Genomic DNA, 24,191 nt, shown 5'->3' with positions numbered 1-24,191 from the left:
GCTGATCCCGTGATTTGCCATGAAGGTCCTTGATCTAGGCTGCCGGCACGGCCATGTCTTCGAAGGCTGGTTCGCGTCGGAGGACGACTTCCAGTCGCAGAAAGGCCGCGGGCTGGTGCAATGCCCGCTGTGCGGCGATGTGCAGATTGAGAAGCGGCCGAGCGCGCCGCGCCTCAACCTTGGCGCCGCCGCACCGTCCGCTGAGGCCGCATCCACGCCGGCCGCTTCCACCCCCATGCCCGCCCCCTCGCGCCAGGCCCTGCAGGCGGCCTGGCTGCGTGCGTCCCGCGAGCTCATTGCCAAGACCGAGGACGTGGGCACGCGCTTTGCCGAGGAGGCGCGGCGCATGCATCAGGGCGAGGTGCAAACGCGCGCCATCCGTGGCCAGGCCACCGTGAAGGAGGCGGCGGCGTTGCTGGAGGAAGGCATTGGCGTGCTGCCGCTGGCGCTGGCCGACGGGGCCAAGGAAACGCTGCAGTAGCCGGCTTCGCCGGCCAAGCGCTTGCGCAGGCCCTGAAAAAGGCCAAAAACGCCCGTAAACGGAGCGAAATGTTGTTTGCAGACATTTGCGGCAACATTTTTTCATGCGCGGTTCTTGCCCCAAGTTTGCGGGCACTTCGCTGCAAAGCCCGGTGTCTCCTTGCACGCCAGGGCGGCGTCTGCGCCGCGCAAGCACGCTTAAGCGTTTGTACCGAGGTATTTGCCCCAGTGTCGCGCCTGAGGTCGCGGCATACGATGCAACGCATATTGCCTCCAGGGCTGCCGCAGAGCGGGCCCGGACGGTTTTGCAGCATCCACCGGAGCGAGCAGAGCGCACATGAGCGACGTCATTCTCGAGACCAGCCACCTGACCAAGCAGTTCAAGGGTTTCACCGCGGTGAGCGATGTGAACCTGTCGGTCCGCCGCGGCGCCATCCATGCGCTGATCGGGCCGAACGGCGCCGGCAAGACCACCTGTTTCAACCTGCTGACGAAGTTCCTGGAGCCGACCTCCGGCAGCATCCGTTTCAACGGCGAGGACATCACGCGCGCCCAGCCCTCGCAGATCGCGCGCCGCGGGGTGATCCGCTCGTTCCAGATCTCGGCGGTGTTCTCGCACCTCACGCTGCTGGAGAACGTGCGCGTGGGCCTGCAGCGCAAGCTGGGCACGGCCTTTCATTTCTGGCGCAGCGAAAAGAGCCTCGATCAGCTCAACGACCAGGCGATGGCGCTGCTGGCCGAGGTCAACCTCGAGCATCTGGCCGATGAGCTCACCGTGAACCTGCCCTATGGCCGCAAGCGCGCGCTGGAGATCGCCACCACGCTGGCGATGGAGCCGGAGCTGATGCTGCTGGACGAGCCGACGCAGGGCATGGGCCACGAGGACGTCGACCGTGTGACCCAGCTGATCAAGAAGGTCTCGGCCGGCCGCACCATCCTGATGGTCGAACACAACATGAAGGTGGTCTCGAGCATTGCCGACTGCATCACGGTGCTGCAGCGCGGCGCGGTGCTGGCTGAGGGCCCCTATGCCGAAGTTTCAAGCAACCCCAAGGTCATGGAAGCCTACATGGGCACAACCGACGGCCAACTCCAAGGGGCACATTGAGATGGCCGCAAGCAAGACAACCGCGGGACAGCCCGCGCTGGAGATCACCGGCCTGCAGGCCTGGTATGGCGAATCGCATGTGCTGCATGGCGTCGACATGAGGGTAGAGCCGGGCGAGGTGGTGACGCTGCTCGGGCGCAACGGGGCGGGGCGCACCTCGACGCTGCGCGCTGTCATGGGCCTGACGGGGGCGCGCAAGGGCTCGGTCAAGGTCAATGGCGTGGAAACCATCCACATGCCCACGCACCGCATCGCGCACCTGGGGCTCGGCTACTGCCCCGAGGAGCGCGGCATCTTCTCCAGCCTGAGCTGCGAGGAGAACCTGCTGCTGCCGCCGGCGCTCAAGACCGGCGAGAAGGGCATGTCCATCGAGGAAATCTACGACATGTTCCCGAACCTGGCGGAGCGCCGGCACAGCCAGGGCACGCGGCTGTCGGGCGGCGAGCAGCAGATGCTGGCCGTGGCGCGCATCCTGCGCACCGGCGCGCGGCTGCTGCTGCTCGACGAGATTTCCGAAGGCCTGGCGCCGGTGATCGTGCAGGCGCTGGCGCGCATGATCACGGCGCTGCGCACCAAGGGTTACACGGTGGTCATGGTCGAGCAGAACTTCCATTTCGCCGCGCCGCTGGCCGACCGTTTCTACGTCATGGAGCATGGCCGCATCGTCGAGCGCTTCGGCGCCGCCGAGCTGCAATCCAAGATGCCGGTGCTGAATGAACTGCTGGGCGTATAGCCCGTTTTTCCGGCGGTGTCCGCGCTGTGCGGCCCGCGCTTGTGTCTGTTTGAGCCTTATCCATCCAGGAGACATTCCATGAAGACTTCGTTGACGACGCTGGCTTGCGTATTGGCTGCCGCAGGCCTGATGACCCCGCTGGCCCAGGCCCAGGAAAAGGTGAAGATCGGTTTCATCACCGACATGTCCGGGCTGTATGCCGACGTCGAGGGCAAGAACGGCGCGCTGGCCATGCAGATGGCCATCGACGACTTCGGCGGCAAGGTGCTGGGCCAGCCCATCGAGCTGGTCTCCGCCGACCACCAGAACAAGGCCGACATCGCCGCCAGCAAGGCGCGCGAGTGGATCGACACCCAGGGTGTGACGCTGGTCTTCAGCGGCACCAACTCGGGCACGGCGCTGGCGGTGTCCCAGGTGGCCGCGGAGAAGAAGCGCGTGCATTTCAACAGCGGCGCGGGCACGTCGGCCCTGACCAACGAGCAGTGCAATCCCTATACCGTGCACTATGCCTACGACACCGTGGCGCTGGCCAAGGGCACGGGCGGTGCCGTGGTCGACCGCGGCGGCAAGGACTGGTTCTTCCTGACGGCCGACTACGCCTTCGGCCAGGCGCTCGAAGCCGACACCACGGCGGTGATCAAGGCCAAGGGCGGCAAGGTCAACGGCAGCGTCAAGCATCCGCTCAACGCCTCGGACTTCTCCTCCTTCCTGCTGCAGGCGCAGTCCTCGAAGGCGCAGATCCTGGGCCTGGCGAACGCCGGCGGCGACACCATCAACTCGATCAAGGCGGCCAAGGAATTCGGCATCAACAAATCGATGAAGACCGCCGGCCTGCTGGTGTTCCTGACCGACATCCACAGCCTGGGCCTGAAGAACACCGAAGGCCTGCTGCACACCACCAGCTGGTACTGGGACATGAACGACCAGACGCGTGCGTTCGCCAACAAGTTCCAGGCCAAGACCAAGCGCATGCCCACCGACATCCATGCCGCCGATTACTCGGCCGTCATGCAGTACCTGAAGGCCGTGCAGGCCGTCAAGACCACCAATGCCGAGAAGGTCATGGCCTATCTCAAGAGCACGCCGCTGTCCGACTTCTACGCCAAGGGCAGCATCCGCCCCGACGGCACCTATGCGCACGACATGTACCTGGTGGAAGTCAAGTCGCCTGCCGAGTCGAAGAAGCCCTGGGACTACCTGAAGGTGCTGGCGACGCTGCCCGCCGACCAGGTCTGGACGACCAAGGCCGAAACCAAGTGCGCGGCCTGGAAATAAGAGCAACTGACACGGCCCTTGATACGTCGTTGCATTGCCCTGCCGTGCTATCCGCACTGTCTGCGGCAATGCGCCTGGTCTCAAGGGCCGTGTAGGTCGCTCCCGCGTCTGCACTCCCATCACCCTTTCGCGTATACCCCATGGAAATTCTCGGTGTTTCTCTGCCGGGCCTGATGAGCCAGCTCCTGCTGGGGCTGGTCAACGGCTCGTTCTATGCAATCCTGAGCCTGGGCCTGGCCGTCATTTTCGGCCTGCTCAACGTGATCAATTTTGCACATGGGGCGCTGTTCATGCTGGGGGCCGTGAGCACCTGGATGGCGATGAACTACTTCGGCGTCAACTACTGGGTGATGCTGGTGCTGGCGCCGCTGATCGTGGGGCTGCTGGGCGTGCTGATCGAGCGCTTCCTGCTGCGCTGGATCTACCGTCTGGACCATCTCTACGGGCTGCTGCTGACGCTGGGCCTGTCGCTGCTGATCGAAGGCCTGTTCCGCTCGGTCTATGGCGTGTCGGGCCTGGGCTATGACACGCCCGAGTTGCTCGATGGCGCCACCGACCTGGGCTTCATGATGCTGCCCAACTACCGCGCCTGGGTGGTCGTGGCTTCCGTCGCCGTGTGCCTGGCGACCTGGTTCGTGATCGAGAAGACGCGCCTGGGCGCCTACCTGCGCGCCGGCACCGAGAACCCGCGTCTGGTCGAGGCCTTCGGCGTCAACGTGCCGGTGATGATCACGCTGACCTATGCCTTCGGCGCGGCGCTCGCGGCCTTTGCCGGCGTGCTGGCGGCGCCGGTGTACCAGGTCACGCCGCTGATGGGGCAGAACCTGATCATCGTGGTGTTTGCCGTGGTGGTGATCGGCGGCATGGGCTCGATCATGGGCGCCATCCTCACCGGGCTGGCTCTGGGCGTGATCGAGGGCCTGACCAAGGTCTTCTATCCCCAGGCTTCCTCGACCGTGGTGTTCGTCATCATGGTCATCGTTCTCCTGATCCGCCCCGCCGGCCTGTTCGGCAAAGAAAAATAAGGGGCCACGAACATGAACACCAAGCTTCTTGCAAGAATTGGCTATGGCCTGCTGCTGCTGGGCCTGATCGTCGCGCCGTTTGCCGGCGCCTACCCGGTATTCGTGATGAAGCTGATGTGCTTCGCGCTGTTTGCCGCGGCCTTCAATCTGCTGCTGGGCTACGTCGGCCTGCTGTCCTTCGGCCATGCCGCCTTCCTCGGCACGGCGGCCTACCTCACCGGCCACGGCATGAAGGTCTGGGGCCTGTCGCCCGAGCTGGGCATGCTGCTGGGCACGCTGGGCGGCGCGCTGCTGGGCCTGCTGTTCGGCTGGCTGGCGATCCGCCGCCAGGGCATCTATTTCTCGATGATCACGCTGGCGCTGGCGCAGATGGTGTTCTTCGTCTGCCTGCAGATGCCCCAGACCGGCGGCGAGGACGGACTGCAGGGCGTGCCGCGCGGCAATCTGTTTGGCCTGATCGATCTGTCCAACGACCTGACGATGTATTACGTGGCGCTGGTCATCGTCGTGGCGGCGTTCCTGCTGATCGTGCGCACGGTGCATTCGCCCTTCGGGCAGGTGCTCAAGGCGATCAAGGAGAACGAGCCCAGGGCGATTTCGCTGGGATATGACACCACGCGGTTCAAGCTGCTGGCGTTCGTGCTGTCGGCGGCACTCACTGGTTTGGCTGGGTCGCTCAAGACGGTGGTGCTGGGCTTTGCCACGCTGTCGGATGCGCATTGGACCACTTCGGGGCATGTGGTGCTGATGACCTTGATGGGCGGGCTGGGGACCCTTTCCGGACCGCTGGTTGGCTCGGCTGTCGTCGTGTTGATCGAGAACAAGATCGGGGAGCTGGGGACCTTCCTGGGGCGTATCACCGGGTTCGAGTGGTTCAATACGCTGGGGGAGTCGGTGACCATCGTGACCGGGTTGATCTTCGTGGTCTGCGTGCTGGCGTTCCGGCGGGGGATCATGGGGGAGATCAATGCGTGGTTGGGGAGGAAGAAGGTTTGATTGAAGGGAGTTGTTGTGTTGACAGCATGTCTTCGCTGAGGGCAGGAGCCGGGTCTCGGCCCGGCGGCCGACTCACTTTTCTTGCTCGCACAAGAAAAGTAAGCAAAAGAATCGGCGGGGGCGCCTAGCCCCTGCTGTCTGCGACCCTCCGCTTCGCTCCGGGCAACCTGCGGTGCTCGGTCCCGGGCTGTACCGCAGAACTCGCTTCGCGGCTTCGCCGCTACGCTCGAACAACTGCGGTGAGTCAGTTTACGAAGCAGGTGTGTCCTTCGGCACACCTAGCTAGGCGCCCCCGCCAGCCCGGGCCCTGCGCGCCGCAGGCGCAGACAGAAGGGCGGGGTCCGGGGTCCGGGGTAGCTTCTTTGAGGCGTGAGAGATATTTACCTGATCTCTGACTCGCTCTGGCAGGTCCAAGAGACCGTTCGTCCTGAGCTTGTCGAAGGATGAACGGCCCGCTCTCTAATTTTGAGAGCAGGCCGTCCATGGTTCGACAGGCTCACCACGAACGGTAGGGAGACCCGTCCCGGCAAAGGGCACCCCCTAAAACTCTAAAGAGGCTATCCGGTTCCCGGACCCCGAACCCCGGACCCCGCCCATCTGCCTGCGCCTGCCGCGCACAGGGCCCGGGCTGGGCCGCAGTGCCGAAGGACACGGAGGCTTTGTCAACTGACTCAGCGCGGTTGTCCGAGCGGAGCGCCGTAGGCGCGTAGCGAGTTCCGCGGTGCAGCCCGGGACCGAGGACGGCAGGTTGCCCGGAGCGCAGCGCAGGGTCGCAGGTAGTTGGGCCTGTGGCAGCGGCATGAAGTAAGCAAATTGCGAAGCTTCAACCCCAAAACCTAAATCTTCAACCTCTGCGCATACCCCGTCATCTCCAGATACCCGCGCCCGCGCAGCGAGTTGCTATAGGTTTCGCGAAGATCGCACAACCCTTCCCAATAGATCGTTCCGGTCGAAGCACGACTGTCCAACTCCTGCGCATCGAGCAAAGCCTGAACCAGCCAGCTACCCACTGGCGTAGTGATGCGCCACTCCACGGGATAGCGCGCCCCGCTGGCAGGACTGGTCCACCAGCGGTGGGGGGCGAAAACGACTTCGCGCTCGGTGAAGATGCGCGCGACCTGCCCAGGCGCGCGCCAGGAGCCCCCGGCCCAGAGACTGCTCCCGTCGGCCCGGCGCAAACGAAAGGCGGTGAGGGCGCTGCCGTCGTCCAGGTTCATGCCGATCCAGTCCCACCCCTGGGCATCGGGATGCATCAACGCATCGCTGGCTTCATGGTCGAGCCAGGCGCGGTTGGAGGGTGCGTTGTCGATGGTCAGCACCTTGCCGTCCAGCGTGATGCGGCCGGCAACCGTCAGTTGCGGCTGGCTGTAGTAATAGCTGGCCTGCGCGACATCGGGCCCCTTGCGCGAGAGGCCGGCCTGGCCTTGCAGCAGCACCGGCTGGGTGGTGGCCAATTGCAGATCGAGAACGAAACCGTCGCTGGTGAGATGCGCCTCATAGCGGCTGGCCTGCGCGGCCGTACCGGAAGGCGCAGGTGTGCGGCGCAGGAACCAGGAACCGAGCTGCACATCGGTATCGCCCTCGCGCGCATGCGCCAGTCCCATGCCGGCGCGCGCGCTGTGCTGCGCATGCAGCTGGCGCCGGCCGGCGACATCGGTCAGCGCCGCGTGGCCGAAGACCAGCTGGCGCGCGGCAAAGGCCGATCGCAGGTTCTGGGTGGAGGGAACGCGCGTGCGGAAGAAGGTCAGCTGGAAACCCAGCAGCCGGCCCTGCGCCAGCACCTGACCGGTGATGTACCACCACTCGGTTCCCAACTCGGGGTGGCTGCCGAAGTCGCGCGGAAACGCGAAAGTGCGCGGCGGCAGTGCAAGGGCCGCGGCCGGCAGCGCCAACAGGACGCCACCGGCCGCGGCCTGGGTCAGCCAGTGGCGGCGGGAAGCGAGGAGCGGCGGGCGGAAGGCGGACATGGCGCCTGCCAATGTAGCGTATGCACGCCGCGCGTATGCACGCCGCGCAAGCTCAATAAGTCATGTTGAGCTGGAACACGGCCGTGGTGCCGCTGACCTCGTTGCCGACGATCAGCAGCGGCTTGCCGTTGGGCGACTGCGCCGCAGGCACGAAATGCAGGCCTTCGGGGCCCAGGTCGCCGACCTTGTCGAGGTTCTTCTCGGGGTCGAGTTCCCAGCTCTCGCGGGTGTTGAGGTAATCCATCTGCACCGGTGCGCGCGGGTTGGTGATGTCGTACACCAGCACGCCGCCCATGCGCTCGAGGCCGACGAAGGCAAAGGTCTTGTCGCCGATCTTGCCGACGGTCAGGCCTTCGGGCTCGGGGCCCTTGGCGCTGCTGCGCGCGTCGAAAGCCGCGGTCTCGTCGTGGCCGGTGTTGAACCAGGTCTTGCAGGGAATGTCGCGCGCACGGCCGAGCTTGCAGGCATCGCTGGCTAGGAACTTCTCGATGGCTGCGCCCGAATCCCAGACCAGGGCACCGGCCTCGTCCCAGATCGCGAACGATCGGCCGCCGAACGCATACAGGTTGTCGTACATGATGCGGTCGCCGGTGGGGCTGGGCAGGCCGGCGGCGGTGTAGCGCACGGGCGAGCCGTCGGGGTTTTGCTGGTAGCCCTGGGTCCAGGTGACCTTGAGGCGGCCGAGCTGGTCGTCGTCGCGGCACTTGCCGGGCGTGCCGGGGGCGGCGCCGCAGTAGGCGAAGGTTGCGGGGTTGAGCAGGCCGCCGGCGGCGAGTGCGCTCAGGTGCGCCGGCAGGTCGTCGCCCTTGCGACCGCTCCAGCCCTTGGCGTTGGTGAGGTGCTTGACACGGAATTCCTCCATGAAGCCCTTGCTCGTGTCGCCGTTCACATAGTCGGCGTTGTCCTCGCCCCAGGCGCGCGCATCGCCCTCGTTGGCCGTCACCAGGTAGGTCTTGCCGCCGGCGGAGTAGGCGGCGATGCTGTCGGGCATGTAGAGGCTGCGCAGACCGCCCCAGGTCCTGATGTCGAGCTTGCCGTCTTCGTCCTGGATGTCGAGCGCGTTGGCTTCCAGGCTGTTGTCCTTGTAGCCCAGCGCGGTGACCGAAATGACCTTGGCCGAGGCCAGGTCGACGCGCGCCAAGGCGTTGTTCTCCTGCAGCGTGACCCAGGCGGTGCGGCTGTCGGCCGAGACGGCGATGTACTCGGGCTCGAAGTCCCTGGCGGCCGTGGCGTTGGGGCCGAAGATGCGCACGCCGCGCGCGCGCAGGGCGGCTTCCTGGCCGTTGAACTGCGTGAAGCCGGCAGTGCGCGCCACGGGCTTCTTCAGGTCGCTGATGTCGACCACGCTGACCGAGCCTTCGGGATCGATCTGGTAGTCGTCGCTGGGCTCGCCTTCGTTGGCGACCAGCACGTAGCGGCCGTCGGGGCTGAAGGTGACCATGTCGGGCAGCGCGCCGACCTCAACCTGACCGATCAGCTCCAGCGTGCTGGCGCTGTAGAGCGCCATGCGGCCCTTGTCGGTCTTCACCGGCGCCTGCATGGCGACGGCGACGACGCCGTTGCGCACGGCAACGCTGTTGATCTCGGCGCCGGCCAGCACGGCCGTGCCTTCGATGCGGCCGACCTTGGCCGGCAATGCCGGGTTGCTCAGGTCCAGCACGTCGACGGCGCCGGCCAGGGCATTGACCACGAAGCTGCGCTTGCTGGCGGCGTCATAGGCGGTGATCTCGGCGGCGCTCTTGACGAATTCGCCGGTCGCGTAGGTGCCGATCTTCTCGAGCGTCACAGTCGCGGGCGTGGCTTCGGGCGTGGGCGCCGGATCGGCCACGGGCGGCGTGACCACTACGGGGGGCGGTGTCACGACCGCTTCGTCGTTCCCGTCGCTGCCGCCGCAGGCGGCAAGCAGGGCGGTGGCAAGGACGCTCAGGGCAAACAGGCGGGCGGGGGCACGGGGCAGCAGACGCAGGGAAGAAGCCATGGGAAGAGCCGGAGGAACAGGGAAGCCTGGTTTGTAGCCGGCCTCCATGACACTGCCGTGAAACTTCCGTTACCAGTCTTCCTTTACCGCCAGCACCGCGTCGCGCCCGGCTGCGGCGCGGCCCGCGAGCCAGGCAGCCAGCGTGCCCGCGGCCGTCACGGCCAGCGCCAGAAGCGCCAGCCGCAGCCAGGGCAGGCGCAGCTCCATGGTCCAGTGGAAGCTCTGCGGGTTGACCACATGCACCAGGATCACCGCCACGCCCAGGCCCAGCACCGTGCCGGCCAGCGCGCCCAGCGCGCTCCAGACCGCGCCTTCTCCCGCCACGACCCCCAGGATCTGGCGCCGCGTGAGCCCCAGGTGCCCCAGCAGGCCGAACTCCTTGCGCCGCGCCAGCACCTGGGCGCTGAAGCTGGCGGCAATGCCGAACAGTCCGATGCCGATGGCCACCGCCTGCAGCCAGTAGGTCACGGCAAAGCTGCGGTCGAAGATGCGCATCGAGCGTTCGCGCAGGCCGGCGCTGCTGACCCATTCCAGCGGCGCGGCACCGTGGGCCAGCGCCTGGATCCGTGCCTGCAGCGCGGCCAGATCGGTGCCGGGCTCCGGCCAAAGCGCGATTTCCGTCAAGCGCGTGTCGTCCGTGAGGCGCTGCCAGTCCGCGGTATCCATGGCCACGGCGCCGAACTGGCGCACGTAATCGCGCCAGATGCCGGCAACGAAGAATTCGGCATGGACCGGGAAGGCCGGCTGCAGCGCGCTCCAGCGCCGGCCCGGCTGCAGTCCGTACAGCTGGGCCGCGGCTTCGCTGACGTGCACGCTGATCAGGCCGGGCGGCACGGGCAGTGGTGGCGACAACCAGGGCAAGGCCTGGGCCTGCGCGCCCTCGAGCGGACGCACCAGCAGCGCCAGCGCCGGCTGGCGGGCGTCGAGCGCCAGGCTGGCATTGCGCTGCGGCTGGGCGCGCGCCACGCCGGGCAGCGCGCGCAGGGCTTGCAGCAGGCGCGCATCGAGCAGCCCGGCATCGCCTTGCGACGTGCCGCCCGCGGCGCGCACATAGGCCGGCGCGGGCAGCGCGGTGTCGAGCCATTCGAGCATCGAGCCGCGGAAGCTGTCGACCATCACCGTGAGCGCCACGGCCAGGCTCAGGCTGGCGACCACGCCGCCCACCGCCACGCTGGCGCTGGCGCGCATGCGCCGCGCGCGCTCGAAGGCCAGCAGCCACAGCGGGCGCTGGCGCGCGAACGCGGGCAGGCGCGCCAGCAGCCGGCCCAGCAGCCAGGGCAGCGCGGCCATGCCGCCCAGCAGCAGCAGCGCCACCGAGACATAGGCCGCCAGCGGAATTCCGGCAATGGGCGGCAGCCACGCCAGCCCGGCGCTCGCGGCCAGCAGCAGCAACGGCAGGCGCGCACCGGCTTCGGGAATCTGCAGAGCGCCCAGGCCCTTGAGCGTGGCCGCCGCGGGCAGCCGCTGCGCGCTGCGCGCGGGCCACCAGCCACCGGCCAGCGTCGCGGCCAGCCCCAGGCCGGCAAAAGCCAGCGCCGCGCCCGCGCTCCACTGCAGCGCGGGCTGCACATCGCCAAAGTAGCCGCCACCCAGATCGCCGCCCAGCAGCCGCAGCGCCAGCGCCGCCAGGCCCAGGCCCAGCGCGATGCCGCCCACGCTGCCCAGCACGCCCAGCAGCGCCGATTCGGCCAGCACCAGCGCCAGACGCTGGCGCGCCGTGAGCCCGAGCACCGCCAGCAGCGCGAACTGCGGCGCGCGCCGCGCCACGCTCAGCGACAGCACCGAGAACACCAGGAAGGCGCCGGTGAACAGCGCCACCAGCGCCAGCACCGTGAGGTTAACGCGGTAGGCGCGCGACATCTGCGCCACGCGCTGCTGCGCGTTGCCCGGCACGCTGGCCAGCACGCCCGGCGGCCAGCCGGGCGCGGCGCGCAGCTGTGCCAGCAGTCGATCGGCATCGGCGCCCGGCGCCAGCAGCAGATCGATGCGGCTGATCTCGCCCCAGCGCTGCAGCAGCTCCTGCGCCGCGCCGATATCCATCATGGCCAGCGGCGGGCCGCTGGCCGCCACCGTGCCGGCAATGCGCACCGCGACCGATGGGAGCGTTGCCCCTGAAGCGGGCGCGGGCGGCCGCAACGCCAGCCGCGCGCCCGCGGCCTGGGTTTCGCTCAAGCCCAGCGCCTGCAGCGCTGCAGCGTTGAGGAACACCGTGGCCGGTGCAAACAGCTCCAGCCGGTCATGGCCCTCGAAGAGCCGCGGCATCAGCGCCGGTGCCATGGGAGCGAGCTGCAGCGCATCGCCGCCCAGCAGCCGCAGCGTGACCGCGGGCGCTGTGCTCTCGCCCCGCTGCACCTGCACCGCAGCCTCGAGCCAGGGCGCGGCGCGCGCCACCGCGGCATTGCGCGCCACCAGGCCGTAGAGCGGCTCGGGCAACGCACCCTGCATCGCGCGCAGTTCCAGATCGGGCTGGCCCTGCACGCTGCGCACCGCGCGCGAGAACTCGTCGAGCGCCGATGCATTGATCACGTGCACCGCAAAGCCCAGCGCCACGCCCAGCACCACCGCCAGCAAGGCGCTTGCCGTGCGCCAGGGGTGGTGCAGCAGCTCCTGCAGGGAAAAGGTGCGCAGCAGGGCAAGCATGGATCGATTCGATGGACGGTGTGGGTCTGGCGGAACGGGTCTTGCCAGCCGGTTTCTGCAGTGGCCGCCGGGGGCGGTGCCGATCCTTGAAAAAATGGCGGTGGCGGCCACAATTTAACAGCAGGACCGGCAGGCACTGCGCAGACTGCCGCCATGGCGGGCACGCGGCCCGCGCCGGCCCGTGCATGGTGAATCGCAAACCAGGATCAAGGAGGAATGTCATGAGTGCATTGATTGGCCGTGGCGGCCTGCTCGACGAACTTTTCCGCGATGTCAACCCGGGCTTCTACATCCGCCCGCTGCACGGCGATGGGTTGCCTGCGCCTTCGCAGATCCGCATCGATGTGAAGGAAAACGAAGGCGCCTATATCGTGGAGGCGGAAGTGCCGGGCGTGGCCAAGGAAGACATCCAGGTGTCGATCGACGGCAATGTGGTGAGCCTGCGCGCCGAAGTGACGCAGCGCGACGAGCAGACCCAGGGCGGCAAGGTGCTGCGCAGCGAGCGCTTCTATGGCGCCGTGGAGCGCAAGTTCCAGTTGCCCGCAGATATCGATGCCCAGCAGGCCAATGCCCGCTATGACAACGGCGTGCTGTGCCTGACGCTGCCGAAGAAGCAGGGTGGCCAGACCCGCCGGCTGACCGTGGAGTGAGGCTCAGGCCACGGGCGCGCCGCCCGCGGCCATGCCGTCCGCCCGCAGCTGCAGCACGCGGTCGGCCCGCAGCGCGGCCTCGCGCGAATGGGTGGCCAGCACCAGCGCCGCGCCCGCGGCCCGCGCCTGGGACGTGAGCAGGTCGAGAATGCGCGTGGCGGTGGACGGGTCGAGGTTGCCCGTGGGTTCGTCGGCCAGCAGCAGGCGCGGGCGGTGCACCAGCGCGCGCGCGATCGCCACGCGCTGCAGCTGCCCGCCGCTGAGCTGCTGCGGCAGGCGCGCGCCCAGGCCGCCCAGGCCCACGGCTTCCAGCATTTCATCCACGCGCGCAGTTGCCTCGCGCTGGCGGCCCAGCAGCATCAGCGGCAGGGCCACGTTCTGCGCCACATCGAGATGCGGCAGCACATGGAAGGCCTGGAACACGAAGCCCAGATGCGCGCGGCGCCACAGCGCGCGCTGGTCATCATCCAGCGTGCCAAGCTCGATGCCCTCATGCACGATGCGCCCCGCATCCCAGTGGTCGAGCCCCGCCAGGCAGTTGAGCAGCGTCGATTTGCCCACGCCCGATTCGCCGACGATGGCGACGAATTCGCCGGGCGCGACATCGAAGGACACCGCGCGGAAGACGCTGGAGTCCGCGTAGTGCTTGGCCAGGCCCTGGACGGCAATGGCTGGTGGGGTCGCGGTATCCATGGTGTCAGCCGTTTCGATCGATACACGCCAGCGCCGCCTGCACCAGCGCGGCGGTGGCATCGGGCGCATCGCAGGCGATGATCCGGCGCTGCGGCATGCTGCGCAACCAGGTGATCTGGCGCTTGGCCAGCTGGCGCGTGGCGGCAATGCCTTTTTCGCGCAGCAGGTGGCGGTTCAGATCGCCGCCGCGCCGCTGCTGCCAGTCCAGCTCTTCCCAGGCCTGGCGGTAGCCGACGCAGCGCATCGAGGGCAGATCGGGGTGCAGGTCGGCGCGCGCGCGCAGGCCCGCGACTTCCTCGACCAGGCCGGCATCGAGCATCGCGTCGAAGCGCTGCGCGATGCGCGCATGCAGCCAGCTGCGCTCGTTGGGCTCCAGCGAGAGCAGCGTGGCAATGGGCGCCGCCCCGGCGCCGGCCGCGCGCGCGCGGGTATGGAAGTGCGACAGCGGCTGGCCCGAGAGCATGAAGACCTCCAGCGCGCGCTGGATGCGCTGGCTGTCGCCGGGCGCAAGGCGCGCCGCGGTTTCGGGGTCGACCCGGGCCAGCTCGGCATGCATGCCGGGCCAGCCGATCGCGGCGGCACGTTCCTCCAGCTGCGCGCGCACCCCGGCATCCGCCGCGGGCATGTCGTCGATGCCGTCGAACAGCGCCTTGAAATACAGCATCGTGCCGCCCACCAGCAGCGGCAGCGCGCCGCGCGCGCGGATCTCGCCGGTCAGGCGCTGCGCGTCCTGCACGAATTCGGCGGCGCTGTAGGCCTGCAGCGGGTCGCGGATGTCGATCAGGTGATGGGGTACCGCAGCCAGCTCTGCCGCCGAAGGCTTGGCCGTGCCGATGTCCATGCCGCGGTAGACCAGCGCCGAGTCGACGCTGATGATTTCCACGGCCTGGCCGCGCGCGCCCAGGACGGCGGCCAGCGCCAGGGCGCCCGCGGTCTTTCCCGAGGCGGTGGGGCCGGCAATGGCAATGCAGGGCAGGGAGGGGGAGGCGGACATGTCGCTCATGGTCACAAAACAGGCGTCCGGTCGCAAGGGCCGGCGCGGGGGTCATTGAAAGGCAGGGCCGCCGAGCGTAGCAGAGCGCTGCGGCAACTGCGCCGCAAGGGCTGCCTTCAGCGCGCGGATGCGGCTGCCGCGGGCCAGTCGAACAGCTCCTCGAGCGCCATGCGGTACTGCGGCAGCCCCACCGCGTTGGTGTTGTGGTGGCTGCCGCCCTCGACCAGCACCCAGCGCTTGGGACCCTGCGCCGCCGCATACAGCCGCTCGCCCAGCGCCGGCGGAATCAGCCGGTCGCCGCTGCCATGCACCACCAGCAGCGGCGAGCCGATCCGCGCCACGCGCTTTTGCGAATCGAAGGTCTGGGTCAGCAGCGGCCCGACCGGCAGCCAGCCCCAGCGCATGCTGGCCAGCACATCGGACATGCGGGTGAAGGTGCCTTCGACCAGCGTGCCGCGCTCGTCATCGACCTCGCTGGCCAGCGCAATGGCAATGGCGCCACCCAGCGAGTGGCCGAACAGGTAACGGTCGCGCTGCGGATAGCGCTGCGCGAGCCAGTCCCAGCCGGCGCGCGCGTCCTCGATGGCCATCTTTTCCGAAGGCAGGCCGGCCGTGCTCTGGCCGAAGCCGCGGTAGTCGATGGCCAGCACCGAAAAGCCCATCGACTGCATGCGCCGGATGCGCGGCGACGAGCCCGACACGTTCCAGCGCGCGCCGTGCAGATACAGCAGCACCGGCGCATCCGCGTCGGGGGAGGGCATCCACAGCGCATGCAGGCGCACGGGCTCGCCGGAAAGGCGCGAAGTGAAATCGATCCAGACATCCTCCATGCCCGAGGTGTCGGCGCCGTGCCAGGTGCGCTCGGTGGGCTGGAAGATCCATTCGCGCTGCTTGGCATCGAGCAGCGAGCAGCCGCTGGTGGCCAGCAGCGCGCAGCACAGGGAGGCAAGGACCAGGCGGACAGGACGCATAGCGAAGGAGGTTGGGACGTGGCGCCGACATTCAAGGATATGCTCTCGATATTGACCGACCTGTCAGCGGGATTCGGTTACCTTCGGCGATTTTTTCAAGAGACCTCTATGCGCTTGGGTTTGGCTGCCAACCGTCTTCATCATCAGGCCGAGGACGCGGCCCTGTTTTCCTGGCTGCGCGCCTGCGAGTCCGGCATCCGTGAACTGGAACTGGGCCTGCATGCCGTGGGCCGTACCTACGACGCGATCCAGGCGGCGCGCATGCTGCACGGCTATGCCGGCATCCGCCGCTATCCCTATGGCCGCGAGGGCGGGCTGATGAAGCTGGTGGCGGAGGTCGTGGGCCTGGAGGAAGAGGACCGCCGGCTCGACGGCGCGATCTATTTCACCGATCCGGTCGATCCCTCGTCGATCTTCCCCGAGGCGCTGGCCCTGAAGCGCCAGTGTGTGATCCATGGCAAGCCCTTCCTGTCGACGGTGGCCTCGGCGCGCGACTGGATCGAGGTCGAGCGCCTGCACCGCGGCTTCGCGCCCGATGCGCAGGCCAGACGCTTCTATGCGCTCGAGTCGCAGACGCTGGCGCTGATCGCACACGACGCGCTCAAGCCGGCGATGCTGGACTTCGCCGAGCGCAACTTCGCGCTGCTGTCGCGCTTCGCGCGCCGCGTGGGCACGGGCACGACGGGCCAGAAGCTCAACGAGATGGCCTGGAGCAAGGGCTGGCCCGCGGACCGGCCCTGGGTGGACCGCTACCAGAGCGGCCCGCTGGGCGGCGACGCGCAGATCGCCGACCTGGTGCTCGAGCGCCGCTGCCAGCGCGTGATCTTCTTCGAGGACCCGCATGTCGCGCGCCAGCACGAGGCCGACATCCAGCTGCTCGAGCGCGCCGTCACCACCGCCACGCACGAGACGGTCTGCATGACGACGACGCAGGTGGCGCAGCGCTGGTGCGATGCGGCGGGGATGCGGGGCAGGTAGCCGGCTTCCAGGAATGAGAAAAGGGACCTTGCGGTCCCCGGGTATGGGTAGATGCATGCCTGTGCATCTGAGGCAGGGCCATCCATGGTTCGACAGGCTCACCACGAACGGTTTGGCACGGACCTCACGGTCCATGCATTTTGCGATGGCGTGATCAGACCACGCCCTGCGCAATCATCGCATCCGCCACCTTGACGAAGCCCGCGATGTTCGCGCCGTCGATGTAGCTCACCGTGCCATCCTCGCGCTGGCCGTACTTGATGCAGGCCGCATGGATGCTCTGCATGATCTGCAGCAGCCGGTTGTCGACTTCCTCGGCGGGCCAGGACATGCGCACCGAGTTCTGGCTCATCTCCAGGCCCGAGGTGGCGACGCCGCCGGCGTTCGAGGCCTTGCCCGGCGCGTAGAGCACGCCGGCGGCCTCGAAGGCCTTGGCGGCGTCGATGGTCGAGGGCATGTTGGCGCCTTCGGCCACGCACAGCACGCCGTTGGCGATCAGCGCCTGGGCGTCGTCCAGGTCCAGTTCGTTCTGCGTCGCGCAGGGCAGGGCCACGTCCACCGGAATGTGCCAGGGCGTCTGGCCGGCGCGGAACTCCACCCCAGCCACCTCTGCCGCGTAGTCGCTGACGCGGCCGTAGCGGCGGTTCTTGATGTCCATCAACAGTTCGAGCTTGGCGGTGTCGAAGCCCTCCGCGTCATAGACCGTTCCCGAGGAGTCGGACACCGACACCACCTTGGCGCCCAGCGCCATGGCCTTTTCCACCGCGTACTGGGCGACGTTGCCCGAGCCCGAGACCGAGACCGTCAGGCCCTCGAAGGACTTGCCGCGGGTCTTGAGCATTTCCTGCGCGAAGTACACCGTGCCGTAGCCGGTGGCCTCGGGGCGGATCAGCGAGCCGCCAAAGGACAGGCCCTTGCCGGTGAACACGCTGGCCGCGCTGTTGGCCAGCTTCTTGTACATGCCGGCCATGAACCCGACCTCGCGCCCGCCCACGCCGATGTCGCCCGCAGGCACGTCGGTGTCGGGGCCCACATGGCGGTACAGCTCGGTGACGAATGCCTGGCAAAAGCGCATGACCTCGGCATTGCTCTTGCCCTTGGGGTCGAAGTCGGCGCCGCCCTTGCCGCCACCCATGGGCAGCGTGGTCAGCGCGTTCTTGAAGGTCTGCTCGAAGGCCAGGAACTTGAGCACGGACAGGTTCACCGAGGGATGGAAGCGCAGGCCGCCCTTGTAGGGACCGATGGCCATGCTGTGCTGAATGCGGTAACCGCGATTCACCTGGACCTGGCCCTTGTCGTCAATCCAGCTTACACGAAAAATGACGGTACGTTCCGGCTCGATGAGGCGCTCCAGCAGGCCGTTTTCCGCGTACTTGGGGTGCTTCTCGATGAAGGGCCAGAGGCTTTCCATCACTTCGGTGACAGCTTGCAGGTATTCAGGCTGGCCCGGGCTGCGCTGTGCTACGTGTTCGAGGAACTGATCGACGGACTGGTACTTCATGTAAAACACTTTCTGACGAAAAACGGCTGCAGGGATTTTGCTCAAAGATTATGCCCAATAGGTATGCCGTCATGCATCATTTTGGTGAACTCTTGTACATGACTGGTGCATGAATGTTCATTTCCGGTGCGTCACACCCAGGGTTCTCGCTATGACGGTGCATGCAAGCAGCCGGGGCAAGGCGGCGAAGGCGAGAGAAGGTAGAGCACCGGCCGAGCTTTTCAGCGCCCGCGCAGGAACAGCGCGTCGAGCTCGCGCATGTTCATCTGCCGCCAGGTCGGCCGGCCATGGTTGCACTGGTCGGAGCGCTCGGTGACCTCCATCTGCCGCAGCAGGCCGTTCATCTCGTCGAGCGTGAGCTTGCGGTTGGCGCGCACCGCGCCGTGGCAGGCCATGGTCGCCAGGATCTCGTTGCGCGCACGCTGCACCACGGTGCTGGCGTCATGCTCGCCCAGCTCGGCCAACACGCTGCGCGCGAGCTCGACCGCATTGCCCTGCGCCAGCGACGCGGGTACGGCGCGCACCGCCAGGGTCTTGGGCGAAAACGGCGAGATCTCCAGGCCCAGCAGGCCCAGGGTCTCGCCATGCGCATCGGCCGTGGCGACTTCCTGCAGCGTGGCGGCGAAGGTCGCGGGAATCAGCAGCGGCTGGCTGGGAATGCGCTCCTGCTCGGTCAGCGAGGCCTTGAGCCGTTCGTAGACGATGCGTTCGTGCGCCGCATGCATGTCGACCAGCACCAGGCCCTGGGCGTTTTCCGCCAGGATATAGACGCCATGGATCTGCGCCACGGCGCGGCCCAGCGGCCAGTGCGCGGGGCCCTCGGGTGCCGCAGAGCCGTCAGGCACGGCAGCAGGTGCCGCGGCAGGGGCCGCGCCAGATGAGGTGGCAGGCCCTGCGCCAGCTGCCGCGCCAGGCACCGCGAAAATGCTTGCAGGCTGCACCGGCTGGGGCCCCAGGCCGGTGGAGGTGGCGGCCGGTGCCGGCGGCAGGTGGTCTGCGGCCACCGGCAGGTCGGGCGTGCGCATCGGCGCCCACAGTGCGCCCATGTCGCTCACGCGCTGGCCGGGCAGGCTGTTGCCGAAAGGCATGTGCGCCTGCTGGGGGCGCGGCGCCAGGCTGAAAGCCGGCGCTGGCGTGGTTGCCGCGCCGGCCTGCGGTGCGGGCACCGCATCGCCCGAAGCCTCGGCTGCTGCGGCAGCCGCAGCCGCGCGCGGCACCGCCAGCGCGTCCTCTATCGCATGGCGCACCGCCTGGTGCACCTCGCGGCTGTCGCGAAAGCGCACCTCGATCTTGGTGGGGTGCACGTTGACGTCGATGCGCGCCGGATCGATGGTGATGTAGAGCGCATAGATCGGCTGCTTCTGGCCGTGCAGCACGTCTTCGTAGGCGCTGCGCGCGGCGTGCGAGACCACCTTGTCGCGCACGAAGCGGCCGTTGACGTAGCAATACTGGTGGTCGGCACGCGAGCGCGCGGCATCGGGCACGCCGGCGCGTCCGATCACGCCGATGCCGGCGCTGCTGCGCTGCACGGCCACCGACTGCGCCACGAAGTCCTCGCCCAGCACGTCGGCCAGGCGGCGCGCCAATGCCTCCTCGGGCGCGGCCCCCACCACCGCGCGCCACTGCTCGACCAGCTTGCCTTCATGCCAGATGGCGAAGCCGACCTCGGGACGCGCCAGCGCATGGCGGCGCACGGCTTCGACGCAGTGCGCCAGCTCGGTGTTGTCGCTCTTGAGGAACTTGCGGCGCGCGGGTGTCGAGAAGAAAAGCTCCTTGATCTCGACGGTCGTGCCCTGGTTGCGCGCCGTGGGGCGCAGCTCGCCGCTGCGCGCATCGAGCCGGTAGGCGCTGTCCTGGCCGGCCGGGCGCGAATGGATCGAGGCTTCGGATACCGAGGCGATGGCGGCCAGCGCCTCGCCGCGAAAGCCCATCGTGACCACGGTTTCCAGGTCGTGGAGGTCGGCGATCTTGCTGGTGGCATGGCGGCGCAGCGCCACGGGCAGCTCGTCGCGCGGAATGCCCGCGCCGTCGTCCTCGACGGTGATCAGCCGCACGCCGCCGGCGAGCAGGCGCACGGTGACCTGCGTGGCGCCCGCGTCCAGCGCGTTGTCGACCAGCTCGCGCACCACCGAGGCCGGCCGCTCGACGACTTCGCCCGCGGCGATCTGGCTGATGAGCTCATCGGGCAGATCGCGGATCGGGCGGCGGGTGGAAGGAGCGGAGGGGGAGGAAGAAGTTGGGTCGTTCACCCGACTGATTCTAGGGGGTCGGGGCAATTGTCGGCCAGAGGCTGTAGCCGGCATGACGATGGCCGAAAAGAGGTGGCCAAGGGGCGCCCCCTATGAAACTGGCATGGCCCGGCGTGGGGGCAGCGAGGAGGGCCACCCCTAGGCGGGCCCCCCGCACCGAGGCTCCCGTCCCTGGCCGGGCGCCCCTAAGCGGGCCTTCTCCTCCACCGAAGGATGAGAGGGGAAGCGGCGGGCCGCCCCGCGGCGAAGCCGCTCAGGGCGGCCCGCGCAGGGAGTGCCATTTACCTCCGGCGACCGCCGCGGCCACCCTTGCTCAGTTCGTTGCCGACCAGCGCACCTGCGGCGGCGCCGCCCACGGTACCCAGGGTCGAGCCGAACAGCGCATTGCCGGCCACCCCGCCGACCACGGCGCCGGCGCCGGTGCCCAGTTGCGAGCGCGAAGGGCCATGGGCGCAGCCCGCCATCGACAGAACAGCCAGTGCGGTGACGCCGGCGCAGGTGATTTTCTTGAGAGCATTTGTCATGGAGCGACTCCTTGTAGGTAGTGAAAGGGGCAATGGCGGCGTGCCGTTATTGCCATGGGAAACACTTTGCCAGCCGTTTGTAAAGCTCAAGATGTGAAATAGGGATAAATTTGCAAGTAAGCGTAGAACCATGGCAAAGATGTAACCGCTGTCAGCCAAGCCGCTTGGCCATGCGTTGGAGCCTGCATCCGTGCTGCCTTCGGTCAAAATATGTGCTGGCACGGCATGGCGGGCGCTAAAGTGTGGCGTTCCTGCCGGCACCGCCCGGCTGATCCCCGATTCTTGAAAGCACTGTCTTGGAAATCTTTTCGTTTTTGACCGGCGCGGCGGCGTTCCTGCTGGATTTCATCCTGAACATCGACAAGCATCTCGAGGCCTTCGTCATTGCCTACGGGCCCTGGGTCTATGCGCTGGTGTTCGCCATCGTGTTCGTCGAGACCGGCGTGGTGGTCATGCCCTTCCTGCCGGGCGACTCGCTGCTGTTCATCATCGGCGCGCTGTGCGGCATCGGCCTGATGGACTATCCGCTGGCTTGCGGCGTGCTGGTCGTGGCGGCCATCCTGGGTGACCAGTGCAACTACCTGATCGGCCGCCGGATCGGGCCCAAAGTGTTCCAGTGGGAGAACTCGCGCTGGTTCAACCGCAAGGCTTTCGATCGCGCGCATGCCTTCTACGAACGCTATGGCGGCATCACCATCGTGCTGGCGCGCTTCATGCCCTTCATCCGCACCTTCGCGCCCTTCGTGGCGGGCGTCGCTGCAATGGACCGCAGCAAGTTCACCGCCTTCAACATCGGCGGCGCCCTGTTCTGGGTCGGCAGCCTGGTCACGGCGGGCTATGTGTTCGGCAACCTGCCGTGGGTGCGCGAGAACCTGGAGATCATCATCTGGGCGCTGATCCTGGTGCCGGGGCTGATCGCCATCTTCGGGGCCTGGCGTGCGGGGCGCGCGGAAAAGGCGCAGACGCCGACCTGAGCGGCGGTGCTAAGCAAAAAAGCCAGCGGATGCTGGCTTTTTCGTTTGGCGGGGAGGTGCTCAGCGGCGGTCGCTGCGCTTGCCCACTTCGTTGCCGACCAGCGCGCCGGCGGCGGCGCCGCCCACGGTGCCCAGCGTGCCGCCGAACAGCGCGTTGCCGGCCAGGCCGCCGGCGACGGCGCCAGCGCCCGTGCCCAGTTGGGCATTATTGGCGCAGCCGCCCAGAGTGAGTGCGGCGGTAGTGGCCGCAGCCAGGACGTAGATACGTGTCTTCATGGTCATTCCCCTTGTGGCAGTTATTGAAGCTGGGCCTTTGTCAGGCCTTGCTTTCAAGCATGCCCAGTGATGGCAGCAGGGAGTGCGGGCATGGTCCTGCATTGCCTGTAGGACCATTGCCAAACCCATGAACGCAACCTGGGATCAGACTGCGCGGCTGCGCGCCAGGGGCGGGTTCTTGGCGAAATAGCCGCGGATTCCGCGCATCAGCGCATCCGCCAGCTGGTTCTGGTAGGCCGCGCTGCGCAGCTTGGCCTCCTCGCCCGGGTTGCTGATGAAGGCGGTCTCGACCAGCACGCTGGGAATGTCGGGTGCCTTGAGCACCGCGAAGCCCGCCTGCTCGACGCGCGGCTTGTGCAGTTTGGCGAATCCGCCGATCTCGCCGAGCAGCGCGCTGCCGAGCTTGAGGCTGTCGTTGATCTGCGCCGTCGTGCTCATGTCCAGCAGCGCGCGCTGCACCTCCCGGTCCTGCGAGCGGACATTCAGCCCGCCCACCAGGTCGGCCTGGTTTTCCTTGTTCGCCAGCCAGCGCGCGGCGGTGCTCGAGGCGCCGCTCTGGCTGAGCGCGAACACGCTGGCGCCGCTGGCATTGGGCGTGGTGAAGGCATCGGCGTGGATGCTGACGAAGAGGTCGGCCTGCACGCGCCGCGCCTTTTCCACGCGTGTGCCCAGCGGCACGAAATAGTCGCCGTCGCGCGTGAGGTAGGCGCGCATCGGGCTGCCGTTGATCTCCGAGCCGTTGATGCGGTCGCGCAGCAGATGCGCCACCCGCAGCACGACGTCCTTCTCGCGCGTGCCGGCCGGGCCGATCGCGCCCGGGTCCTCGCCGCCATGGCCCGGGTCCAGCGCGATGATGATGATGCGGTCGGTCTGGCGCGCGGTGGCGCGCGAGGGCACCGGCGGCCGGGCGATGGGAGCCGGCGCCTGCGCGATGACCGTCGGCGGCACGGGCGGGGGCACGGGCACGACGGCACCGGGGAAGGCAGGGGCGGGAGCGGCAGCGGCCGTGGCCGCGGCGGCCGTCGCCGCGGCAGGCACCGGTTTCTGGCTGTGCTTGGCAATCAGGTCGCCAAGCAGATCGGGGGCCGGCGTGCCCGACACCGCGGCGGCCGCGGCCGCGCCCGGGGCCGGCGGCGGGGTCATGGTCGCGGCAGCCGCTGCCGTGCCCGGGCCCGCCTCGCGCAGGCGCTCGGTGATCAGCGCTTCGAGCGGGTCGATGGCCTTCTCGGGGTAGAGATCGAACACCAGCCGGTGCTTGTAGGCGGCGACGGGCGCCAGCGTGAACACCTGGGGCGAGGCCTTCTGCTTGAGGTCGATCACCAGCCGCACCACGTTGGGCGAGTTCTGCCCGACGCGGATGGCCTCGATGTTCGGGTCGTCGGCGCGCACCTTGGCCACCAGCTCGCGCAGCGCCGGATTGAGCTCGATGCCCTCGATGTCGACCGCCAGGCGCGGTGGCGAGGGGATAAAGAACTGCTTGGCGACCAGCGGCGTGTCGGATTCCAGCGTGACGCGCGAATACTCCGGCGCGGGCCAGACGCGCACCGCCATGATGGAGGCGCCGCGCGCGATCTGCTGCGTGCCCAGCAGCAGGGCCAGCGTGCCGGCCTGCAGCAGGCTGCGCCGGGAGGAGGAGGGGGGGAGGACGTCGTTCATGCGGGCCAGTGTGCAAGCATGTCGCGGCCGGCTGGGGTGTGAGCCACCAGCGTCACGCCGCGCTGCGTTTCGTCGATTGCTTCGATATGGATGGCTAGATCGGCAGGCGGCGTCATGGCCGCTGCTTTCTCCGGCCATTCTGCCAGCTTGAGCCCCGGGCTGGCGAAAATGTCGCGAAAACCGGCATCTTCCCATTCGCGCGGGTCTTCGAGGCGGTAGAAGTCGAAGTGCCAGATCGACAGGCCGGGCGCTTCGTGCGGTTCGACCACGGCATAGGTGGGGCTCTTGATGCGTCCCTGCACCCCGAGCGCGCGCAGCAGGTGGCGCACCAGCGTGGTCTTGCCCGCGCCCAGGTCGCCATGCAGGGTGACATAGGCATTGCGCAGCCCGGGCCAGCGCGCGAGCTGCGCGGCAAAGCGCGCGGTGTCGTCCTCGGACCGCCACTGCAGGTGGCGTGTCGCGTGCGGGCGGGGGTTATCGTCGCTTCCTACAATCGCAGGGGTATGGTGTGCAGCAGTCAACT

Annotated in this window: 21 protein-coding genes; 9 read left to right on the top strand and 12 right to left on the bottom strand. The window is 68.1% G+C overall.

Annotated features, from left to right (window positions below):
* Positions 1-19 precede the first annotated feature (19 nt).
* The 6 genes from M9799_RS03865 to M9799_RS03840 all read left to right on the top strand — a co-directional run bounded on the left by M9799_RS03865 (position 20) and on the right by M9799_RS03840 (position 5,617).
* Positions 20-481, top strand: a complete 462-nt coding sequence (locus tag M9799_RS03865) for a DUF1178 family protein (RefSeq protein ID WP_231044072.1) — start codon at positions 20-22, stop codon at positions 479-481.
* A 336-nt stretch (positions 482-817) separates the two neighbouring features.
* Positions 818-1,588: an ABC transporter ATP-binding protein gene (locus M9799_RS03860; protein WP_231044073.1), complete on the top strand. Its 771-nt coding sequence runs from the start codon at positions 818-820 to the stop codon at positions 1,586-1,588.
* A gap of 1 nt (position 1,589) precedes the next feature.
* Entirely contained in the window at positions 1,590-2,321 is a 732-nt protein-coding gene (locus tag M9799_RS03855; protein WP_231044074.1) for an ABC transporter ATP-binding protein, read from the top strand.
* A gap of 78 nt (positions 2,322-2,399) precedes the next feature.
* On the top strand, positions 2,400-3,596 hold the full coding sequence (locus M9799_RS03850) for an ABC transporter substrate-binding protein (protein WP_231044075.1): 1,197 nt from the start codon (positions 2,400-2,402) through the stop codon (positions 3,594-3,596).
* Positions 3,597-3,736: 140 nt separating this feature from the next.
* Positions 3,737-4,621, top strand: coding sequence for a branched-chain amino acid ABC transporter permease (locus M9799_RS03845; protein ID WP_231044076.1), 885 nt, complete (start codon positions 3,737-3,739; stop codon positions 4,619-4,621).
* A 12-nt stretch (positions 4,622-4,633) separates the two neighbouring features.
* A complete protein-coding gene (locus tag M9799_RS03840) occupies positions 4,634-5,617 on the top strand; it encodes a branched-chain amino acid ABC transporter permease (RefSeq protein WP_231044077.1) in 984 nt (327 codons plus the stop codon).
* Positions 5,618-6,453: 836 nt separating this feature from the next.
* Here the strand turns inward: M9799_RS03840 and M9799_RS03835 are convergent.
* The 3 genes from M9799_RS03835 to M9799_RS03825 form a co-directional block, all read right to left on the bottom strand.
* Positions 6,454-7,584: a lipocalin-like domain-containing protein gene (locus M9799_RS03835; RefSeq protein WP_231044078.1), complete on the bottom strand. Its 1,131-nt coding sequence runs from the start codon at positions 7,582-7,584 to the stop codon at positions 6,454-6,456.
* A 52-nt stretch (positions 7,585-7,636) separates the two neighbouring features.
* Positions 7,637-9,562 (bottom strand): choice-of-anchor I family protein, encoded by a 1,926-nt coding sequence (locus M9799_RS03830; RefSeq protein WP_231044079.1) that lies wholly within the window; start codon positions 9,560-9,562, stop codon positions 7,637-7,639.
* Positions 9,563-9,631: 69 nt separating this feature from the next.
* The gene (locus M9799_RS03825; RefSeq protein WP_231044080.1) at positions 9,632-12,202 is read right to left on the bottom strand and encodes an FtsX-like permease family protein; all 2,571 of its coding nucleotides are present in this window, start codon (positions 12,200-12,202) and stop codon (positions 9,632-9,634) included.
* 221 nt (positions 12,203-12,423) lie between these two features.
* On the opposite strand from M9799_RS03825, the gene M9799_RS03820 reads away from it, so the two are divergent.
* On the top strand, positions 12,424-12,852 hold the full coding sequence (locus M9799_RS03820; protein ID WP_231044081.1) for an Hsp20/alpha crystallin family protein: 429 nt from the start codon (positions 12,424-12,426) through the stop codon (positions 12,850-12,852).
* A 3-nt stretch (positions 12,853-12,855) separates the two neighbouring features.
* Here the strand turns inward: M9799_RS03820 and M9799_RS03815 are convergent, their stop codons facing one another.
* From M9799_RS03815 to M9799_RS03805, 3 genes are all read right to left on the bottom strand, one after another.
* Positions 12,856-13,545: an ABC transporter ATP-binding protein gene (locus M9799_RS03815; RefSeq protein WP_231044082.1), complete on the bottom strand. Its 690-nt coding sequence runs from the start codon at positions 13,543-13,545 to the stop codon at positions 12,856-12,858.
* A gap of 4 nt (positions 13,546-13,549) precedes the next feature.
* Positions 13,550-14,539, bottom strand: a complete 990-nt coding sequence (miaA, locus tag M9799_RS03810; protein ID WP_231044228.1) for a tRNA (adenosine(37)-N6)-dimethylallyltransferase MiaA — start codon at positions 14,537-14,539, stop codon at positions 13,550-13,552.
* Between the two features lie 116 nt (positions 14,540-14,655).
* Positions 14,656-15,510, bottom strand: coding sequence for an alpha/beta hydrolase (locus M9799_RS03805; RefSeq protein WP_231044083.1), 855 nt, complete (start codon positions 15,508-15,510; stop codon positions 14,656-14,658).
* A gap of 108 nt (positions 15,511-15,618) precedes the next feature.
* Between M9799_RS03805 and M9799_RS03800 the strand changes: the two genes are divergently transcribed.
* Positions 15,619-16,488, top strand: a complete 870-nt coding sequence (locus M9799_RS03800; protein ID WP_231044084.1) for a methylglyoxal synthase — start codon at positions 15,619-15,621, stop codon at positions 16,486-16,488.
* Positions 16,489-16,642: 154 nt separating this feature from the next.
* Here M9799_RS03800 and gdhA read toward each other — a convergent pair whose 3' ends face one another.
* The 3 genes from gdhA to M9799_RS03785 form a co-directional block, all read right to left on the bottom strand.
* Positions 16,643-17,989, bottom strand: coding sequence for an NADP-specific glutamate dehydrogenase (gdhA, locus tag M9799_RS03795; RefSeq protein WP_231044085.1), 1,347 nt, complete (start codon positions 17,987-17,989; stop codon positions 16,643-16,645).
* Between the two features lie 221 nt (positions 17,990-18,210).
* A complete protein-coding gene (gene mutL, locus M9799_RS03790) occupies positions 18,211-20,238 on the bottom strand; it encodes a DNA mismatch repair endonuclease MutL (protein WP_422689229.1) in 2,028 nt (675 codons plus the stop codon).
* Between the two features lie 281 nt (positions 20,239-20,519).
* Complete coding sequence (locus tag M9799_RS03785) at positions 20,520-20,762, bottom strand: glycine zipper 2TM domain-containing protein (protein WP_231044087.1); 243 nt, start codon at positions 20,760-20,762, stop codon at positions 20,520-20,522.
* A 296-nt stretch (positions 20,763-21,058) separates the two neighbouring features.
* Between M9799_RS03785 and M9799_RS03780 the strand changes: the two genes are divergently transcribed.
* Positions 21,059-21,736: a DedA family protein gene (locus M9799_RS03780; RefSeq protein WP_231044088.1), complete on the top strand. Its 678-nt coding sequence runs from the start codon at positions 21,059-21,061 to the stop codon at positions 21,734-21,736.
* 60 nt (positions 21,737-21,796) lie between these two features.
* Here M9799_RS03780 and M9799_RS03775 read toward each other — a convergent pair whose 3' ends face one another.
* From M9799_RS03775 to tsaE, 3 genes are all read right to left on the bottom strand, one after another.
* Positions 21,797-22,012, bottom strand: a complete 216-nt coding sequence (locus M9799_RS03775; protein ID WP_231044089.1) for a glycine zipper 2TM domain-containing protein — start codon at positions 22,010-22,012, stop codon at positions 21,797-21,799.
* Between the two features lie 144 nt (positions 22,013-22,156).
* The gene (locus M9799_RS03770) at positions 22,157-23,668 is read right to left on the bottom strand and encodes an N-acetylmuramoyl-L-alanine amidase (protein ID WP_231044090.1); all 1,512 of its coding nucleotides are present in this window, start codon (positions 23,666-23,668) and stop codon (positions 22,157-22,159) included.
* Positions 23,665-24,189, bottom strand: coding sequence for a tRNA (adenosine(37)-N6)-threonylcarbamoyltransferase complex ATPase subunit type 1 TsaE (gene tsaE / locus M9799_RS03765; protein WP_231044091.1), 525 nt, complete (start codon positions 24,187-24,189; stop codon positions 23,665-23,667). The genes M9799_RS03770 and tsaE overlap by 4 nt, the downstream gene beginning before the upstream one ends.
* Positions 24,190-24,191: the final 2 nt, after the last annotated feature.

This window comes from Comamonas endophytica, assembly GCF_023634805.2.
GTDB classification, from domain to species: domain Bacteria; phylum Pseudomonadota; class Gammaproteobacteria; order Burkholderiales; family Burkholderiaceae_C; genus Comamonas; species Comamonas endophytica.
This window is presented reverse-complemented; position numbering and strand designations above follow the sequence as displayed.

What these genes read in the sequence shown, in the direction of transcription:
- M9799_RS03845 (WP_231044076.1), top strand. Translation starts at nt 3,737, where the DNA reads ATGGAAATTCTCGGTGTTTCTCTGCCGGGCCTGATGAGCCAGCTCCTG.
- M9799_RS03785 (WP_231044087.1), bottom strand. Translation starts at nt 20,762, where the DNA reads ATGACAAATGCTCTCAAGAAAATCACCTGCGCCGGCGTCACCGCACTG.
- M9799_RS03855 (WP_231044074.1), top strand. Translation starts at nt 1,590, where the DNA reads ATGGCCGCAAGCAAGACAACCGCGGGACAGCCCGCGCTGGAGATCACC.
- M9799_RS03840 (WP_231044077.1), top strand. Translation starts at nt 4,634, where the DNA reads ATGAACACCAAGCTTCTTGCAAGAATTGGCTATGGCCTGCTGCTGCTG.
- M9799_RS03830 (WP_231044079.1), bottom strand. Translation starts at nt 9,562, where the DNA reads ATGGCTTCTTCCCTGCGTCTGCTGCCCCGTGCCCCCGCCCGCCTGTTT.
- M9799_RS03775 (WP_231044089.1), bottom strand. Translation starts at nt 22,012, where the DNA reads ATGAAGACACGTATCTACGTCCTGGCTGCGGCCACTACCGCCGCACTC.
- M9799_RS03860 (WP_231044073.1), top strand. Translation starts at nt 818, where the DNA reads ATGAGCGACGTCATTCTCGAGACCAGCCACCTGACCAAGCAGTTCAAG.
- M9799_RS03865 (WP_231044072.1), top strand. Translation starts at nt 20, where the DNA reads ATGAAGGTCCTTGATCTAGGCTGCCGGCACGGCCATGTCTTCGAAGGC.
- M9799_RS03820 (WP_231044081.1), top strand. Translation starts at nt 12,424, where the DNA reads ATGAGTGCATTGATTGGCCGTGGCGGCCTGCTCGACGAACTTTTCCGC.
- miaA (WP_231044228.1), bottom strand. Translation starts at nt 14,539, where the DNA reads ATGTCCGCCTCCCCCTCCCTGCCCTGCATTGCCATTGCCGGCCCCACC.
- M9799_RS03805 (WP_231044083.1), bottom strand. Translation starts at nt 15,510, where the DNA reads ATGCGTCCTGTCCGCCTGGTCCTTGCCTCCCTGTGCTGCGCGCTGCTG.
- gdhA (WP_231044085.1), bottom strand. Translation starts at nt 17,989, where the DNA reads ATGAAGTACCAGTCCGTCGATCAGTTCCTCGAACACGTAGCACAGCGC.
- M9799_RS03850 (WP_231044075.1), top strand. Translation starts at nt 2,400, where the DNA reads ATGAAGACTTCGTTGACGACGCTGGCTTGCGTATTGGCTGCCGCAGGC.
- M9799_RS03835 (WP_231044078.1), bottom strand. Translation starts at nt 7,584, where the DNA reads ATGTCCGCCTTCCGCCCGCCGCTCCTCGCTTCCCGCCGCCACTGGCTG.
- M9799_RS03825 (WP_231044080.1), bottom strand. Translation starts at nt 12,202, where the DNA reads ATGCTTGCCCTGCTGCGCACCTTTTCCCTGCAGGAGCTGCTGCACCAC.
- M9799_RS03770 (WP_231044090.1), bottom strand. Translation starts at nt 23,668, where the DNA reads ATGAACGACGTCCTCCCCCCCTCCTCCTCCCGGCGCAGCCTGCTGCAG.
- M9799_RS03815 (WP_231044082.1), bottom strand. Translation starts at nt 13,545, where the DNA reads ATGGATACCGCGACCCCACCAGCCATTGCCGTCCAGGGCCTGGCCAAG.
- M9799_RS03800 (WP_231044084.1), top strand. Translation starts at nt 15,619, where the DNA reads ATGCGCTTGGGTTTGGCTGCCAACCGTCTTCATCATCAGGCCGAGGAC.